The sequence below is a fragment of the Bartonella tribocorum genome (assembly GCF_002778015.1).
Lineage (GTDB): Bacteria > Pseudomonadota > Alphaproteobacteria > Rhizobiales > Rhizobiaceae > Bartonella > Bartonella tribocorum_B.
Genome location: NZ_NJPP01000076.1, coordinates 1 through 1,241 on the forward strand (window position 1 = coordinate 1; position 1,241 = coordinate 1,241).

Annotated in this window: 3 protein-coding genes and 1 pseudogene; 3 read left to right on the forward strand and 1 reads right to left on the reverse strand. The window is 38.5% G+C overall.

The window, feature by feature from the left end; genetic code table 11:
- Positions 1-272 (reverse strand): annotated as a pseudogene (locus tag CEV08_RS09205) (hypothetical protein); the annotation flags it as partial.
- 84 nt (positions 273-356) lie between these two features.
- On the opposite strand from CEV08_RS09205, the gene CEV08_RS09210 reads away from it, so the two are divergent.
- The 3 genes from CEV08_RS09210 to CEV08_RS09220 all read left to right on the forward strand — a co-directional run.
- The gene (locus tag CEV08_RS09210) at positions 357-617 is read left to right on the forward strand and encodes a BrnT family toxin (protein ID WP_100131284.1); all 261 of its coding nucleotides are present in this window, start codon (positions 357-359) and stop codon (positions 615-617) included.
- Positions 595-900, forward strand: coding sequence for a BrnA antitoxin family protein (locus tag CEV08_RS09215; RefSeq protein ID WP_100131285.1), 306 nt, complete (start codon positions 595-597; stop codon positions 898-900). Before CEV08_RS09210 ends, CEV08_RS09215 begins: the two co-directional genes overlap by 23 nt.
- A 97-nt stretch (positions 901-997) precedes the next feature.
- Positions 998-1,241 (forward strand): type II toxin-antitoxin system RelB/DinJ family antitoxin (locus CEV08_RS09220; protein ID WP_100131286.1); only part of this gene is annotated, 244 nt, incomplete at its 3' end.

Below are 1,241 nucleotides of genomic sequence, written 5' to 3' on the forward strand. Positions count from 1 at the left end.
TCCAGTTTAATCTTGTATTCATTAGCGCCCTCTATAGAGGTTTGTTTGATCTTTGTTCGCGGTTGACCATCCGGTGCTAAAAATGGAGCAGGGCGTTTTGTTGGATTCTCATTCCAGATAGCTGTTGCAAGCGCTTCATTGACAGAACCATCTTCAAAAAGAGCAGCATCAAATTTTCCTGTCTTAAATCGAGAAACCACTGCATTAGGAGAAACGCGCATCTTTTTGGCAAACGCACGAAGCGATAAACCTTTACGCGTTTTCTTAGTCATAGTGGCTCCATTTTGAATGGTTTATACGAATTATTGTACACTTTAATTATTGACAAGGTTTTATTTTTCGTATACATAAAATATATGAAGATAGTGTGGGATGAAAGAGCTTTAAACATTGTTAAACATAAGCTTGATTTTGCTGATGTTATTTACTTTGACTGGGCACATGCTTTTATTGATGCAACCCATTCAAACCGCATGAAGGCTATTGGACATTTTGCGGATGGCACAACAGTTATTGTTTTTGCAAAGCTTGGCAATGAAGCAATATCCATTATTAGTTTTCGTCGAGCTAATAAAAAAGAAAGAGAGGTTTTCAATGACTATCAAAAAAACCTTTGAAGCAGGATGTGATTACGCAAAAGAAGATTGGGATGCTGTGGATTCTCCACCATTGACAGATGAAGAACTTGCACGCTTAAAGCCAGCTAAAGACGTTTTACCAGCCTCCTTTTTTAAGTATGTAACAGAAGAGCGCCGTAAACGTGGGCGTCCCCCCGTTGAATCTCCTAAACAAGCGGTTACTCTCCGCCTCGACCCAAACGTTATTGCCTCTTTTAAAAAAAAAGGAAAAGATTGGCGCACACGTATGGGTGAAGTCTTAAAAAAAGCAAGCGGTTGTTAAGCTAAACAATCTCTCCACTTAAAAAATAATGCTTTACAGTTGAAATTAAACTTCAATTGTATTACATTGAAATACAGTTGAGAGAGGAGAAATCATTATGGCTACCAGTCGCATGGTGCAAGCGCGTGTACCGGAAGAAATTCAAAATGTCGCTAATCAAGTTATTCAAGCCTCTGGTTTATCAGTAAGTGATGTTGTGAGAGTGTTGATGACACGTATTGCGCAAGATAAAGCTATTCCTTCTTTTTTGTTTCAACCCAATGCAGAAACCATAGCAGCTTTTGCCGAACTTGATGAAGGCAACTTAAAAAAGTTTCATTCCGTAGACGAATTATTTGATG